At 62.3% G+C, this 3,547-nt stretch carries 4 protein-coding genes; all 4 read left to right on the plus strand.

Annotated features, from left to right (window positions below; genetic code table 11):
• Window positions 1-733 (plus strand): ABC transporter ATP-binding protein (locus tag FEM54_RS27850; RefSeq protein ID WP_138453785.1); only part of this gene is annotated, 733 nt, incomplete at its 5' end.
• Window positions 730-1,455 carry an urea amidolyase associated protein UAAP1 gene (locus FEM54_RS27855; protein ID WP_138453786.1) on the plus strand — a complete coding sequence of 242 codons (726 nt, stop codon included), beginning with the start codon at window positions 730-732 and terminating at the stop codon, window positions 1,453-1,455. The genes FEM54_RS27850 and FEM54_RS27855, both read left to right, overlap by 4 nt.
• A gap of 9 nt (window positions 1,456-1,464) precedes the next feature.
• Window positions 1,465-2,094, plus strand: coding sequence for an urea amidolyase associated protein UAAP2 (locus FEM54_RS27860; protein WP_138453787.1), 630 nt, complete (start codon window positions 1,465-1,467; stop codon window positions 2,092-2,094).
• Between the two features lie 241 nt (window positions 2,095-2,335).
• The coding region (locus FEM54_RS27865; protein ID WP_138453788.1) for an ATP-binding protein at window positions 2,336-3,547 on the plus strand (1,212 nt) is incomplete at its 3' end.

Raw genomic sequence — 3,547 nt, forward strand, 5'->3', positions numbered from 1 at the left:
GCGCTATGGCGAACAGGTGGTGCTGGAAGGGCTCAACCTGCATGTCGATGAGGGTGAGTTTTGCACCCTGGTCGGCACGTCCGGCTGCGGCAAATCGACCTTCCTGCGCTTGTTGCTGGGCCAGGAAACCGCGAGCAAAGGCCAGATCCTGCTGGACGGCCAACCACTTGCCGGCGAGCCGGATGCCAGCCGTGGCGTGGTGTTCCAGCGTTACTCGGTGTTCCCGCATTTGACGGTGCTGGACAACGTTGCGCTTGGCCTTGAGCTACCGCGCTCGCCGCTGCTGGGACGGCTGTTCGGCAAAGCCAAACAAGACGCACGGGAACAGGCCGCCGCCCTGCTGCAAAAAGTCGGCCTCGGCCACGCACTGGACAAATACCCGGCGCAGCTCTCCGGCGGCATGCAGCAACGCCTGGCCATCGCCCAAGCCCTGATCATGAAACCCCGCGTGTTGCTGCTGGACGAACCCTTCGGCGCCCTCGACCCGGGCATTCGCAAAGACATGCATCAGCTGTTGCTGGCGCTATGGCGCGAAACCCGGCTGACGGTGTTCATGGTCACCCACGACCTCAGCGAAGGTTTCAGCCTCGGCACACGCTTGCTGGTGTTCGACAAAGTCCGTGTCGACCCCCACGCCCCCGGCGCCTATGGCGCGCGCATCACCTACGACATCCCTTTGAACAGCGAGCGCCGCAAAGCGCTGGCCGCCGAACTTGGAGCGACTTGCAAATGACCGATTCCATTCAACTGTTCCCACCCTTCGCCGAAGAAATGCTACCCGGCGGCGGCCACCGCTCCTTTGTGCTCAAGCGCGGCCAACTGCTGCGCCTCACGGATATTCGCGGTGGTGCCAACGTCAGCCTGACCCTGCTCAATGCCAATGAAAAAACCGAGCGTCTGAACCTGCCCGACAGCCTCAAATGCCAACACACCGCCAAACTCACCCGCGGCCACTGCCTGTACTCGGACATGGGCCGCGTGCTGGCCGCCATCACCGCCGACACCTGCGGCTGGAGTGACAGCATCGGCGGCGTGCTGTGCGCCGCCGAGGTCGCTGAAAAGTACGGCCAGGGCCGTTATCAGGAGCTGCGCAACGGCTTCTTTCGCAACGGCACCGACAACCTGCTGGTGGAATTGGGCAAGTGGGGGTTGGGGCTTAGCGACCTGCTGATGACCCTCAACCTGTTCAGCCGGGTCAGCGTTGACGAAGGCGGCGGCCTGCACTTTGTGCCGGGCAATTCCAAAGCCGGCGACTACATCGAACTCTACGCGCCGATGGACACACTCGTGGTGCTGACCGCGCTGCAACACCCGATGGACCCCAACCCGAACTACGCGCCGCAACCGCTGAAACTCAGCTGGATGAACGCCGATTCCAGTGTCGCCGAACACTGCCGCACTTCGCGCCCGGAAAACGAGCGCGGCTTTATCAACACCGACCGCCTGTTCGCCTGAGGAACTGCCATGTCTATCGCACTGAAACAACCCGAGGCAGCCGTGTACCGCGCCACCATTCCTGCTGGCGAGCCATGGCTGATGGAGGTCAAGGCCGGGCAGACCCTGCGCATCCTCGACCTGGAGGGCAACCAGGCCGTCGACACGCTGTTCTACAGCCGCAAAAACCCCAAGGAACGCTACGACGTACAGCGCACATTACGCCGGCAAAACCGCGTGTACCTGAGCACCGGCAGCGTGCTGTATTCCAACCTTGGCCAGCCGATGCTGACCATCGTCGATGACACCTGCGGGCGCCACGACACCCTCGGCGGTGCCTGTGCCCAAGAGAGCAACACCGTGCGCTACGCCCTGGAAAAACGCTACATGCACAGCTGCCGCGACAACTACCTGCGCGCCTGCGCCCACGACGGTCGGCTGGGTAAAGGTGACATCGGGCCGAACATCAATTTCTTCATGAATGTGCCGGTCACCGCCGACGGCGGGCTGACCTTTGAAGACGGCATTTCCGCGCCCGGCAAGTACGTCGACCTGCGTGCGCAGATGGACGTGATCGTGCTGATCTCCAACTGCCCGCAACTGAACAATCCATGCAATGGCTACAACCCGACGGCTGCGGAGTTACTGGTATGGAACTGAAAATAAAACGCCTGCGTAAGTGGTTATTCGCCCTGTGCCAGTCCCGAGCCGGGCAATGCATCCGAAAACACTAGCGATCAACTGTGGGAGCTGGCTTGCCTGCGATAGCGGTCCATCAGCCAACCGATAAGCTGACTGCCCTACCGCCATCGCGGGCAAGCCCGGCTCCCACACTGACCACAGGCACTGCGGACGACCGCAGTGCTCCCTCACTTTGCGGGACGGCCCGCAGGGTTTTGCCATGTTCGAAAAACTCTTGATCGCCAACCGTGGCGCCATCGCCTGCCGCATCCTGCGCACCTTGCGCGAGCTGCAGGTCAAAGGCATCGCCGTATACGCCGAAGCCGACGCAGCCAGCCTGCATATCCAGCAAGCCGACGAGGCCTACAGCCTCGGCGAAGGCGCGGCGGCGGCCACCTACCTGGCAGTGGAAAAAATCCTCGCCACCGCCAAGGCCTGTGGCGCCAAGGCGATTCATCCTGGCTACGGTTTTCTCTCAGAGAACGCCGCCTTTGCCCAAGCCTGCGAAAATGCGGGGATAGCCTTCGTCGGTCCGACACCCGAACAGCTGCGCGTATTCGGCCTCAAGCACACCGCGCGGGCCTTGGCCAAACACCATCAAATTCCATTATTGGAAGGCACCGAGCTGCTCGACAGCCTCGATACAGCGTTGCTGGCGGCCGAAACCGTGAGCTATCCGGTCATGCTCAAAAGCACCGCAGGCGGCGGTGGCATCGGCATGCGTGTGTGCCGCAATGCGACAGAGCTGAGCGAGTCTTTCGAGGCGGTTAAACGCCTGGGGCAAAACAACTTCAGCGATGCCGGTGTGTTTATCGAGAAATACATCGAGCACGCCCGCCACCTGGAAGTGCAGGTGTTCGGCGACGGTTTGGGCGACGTCATCGCCCTTGGCGTGCGCGACTGTTCCGTGCAACGGCGCAACCAGAAAGTCCTCGAAGAAACACCCGCGCCGAACCTGCCCGACGGCATGGCCGAAGCCTTGTGCACGGCGGCCATCACCCTGGCCAGGGCGGTCAATTACCGCAGCGCCGGCACCGTGGAGTTCATCTTTGACAGCGCTGACGGCCGCTTCTACTTCCTCGAAGTGAACACGCGCCTGCAGGTAGAACACGGCGTCACCGAACAAGTCTGGGGCGTCGACCTGGTGCGCTGGATGGTGCAATTGGCGGCGGGTGAATTACCTGCGTTGAGCGAATTGAAGCTGCACCCTCAGGGCCACGCGATTCAGGCGCGGCTGTATGCGGAAGATCCAGGCAAGGATTTCCAGCCGAGCCCAGGCCTGTTGACCCGTGTGGATTTCCCGACGGCTGAAGGTTTGCGGATCGACACCTGGGTGCAAGCCGGTTGCGAAATCCCGCCCTACTTCGACCCAATGATCGCCAAGCTCATCACGTGGGCGCCGACCCGCGAACAGGCGCGTCTGAGTCTGCAT

The organism is Pseudomonas edaphica, assembly GCF_005863185.1.
Classification (GTDB): domain Bacteria; phylum Pseudomonadota; class Gammaproteobacteria; order Pseudomonadales; family Pseudomonadaceae; genus Aquipseudomonas; species Aquipseudomonas edaphica.

What these genes read in the sequence shown, in the direction of transcription:
- FEM54_RS27855 (WP_138453786.1), top strand. Translation starts at nt 730, where the DNA reads ATGACCGATTCCATTCAACTGTTCCCACCCTTCGCCGAAGAAATGCTA.
- FEM54_RS27860 (WP_138453787.1), top strand. Translation starts at nt 1,465, where the DNA reads ATGTCTATCGCACTGAAACAACCCGAGGCAGCCGTGTACCGCGCCACC.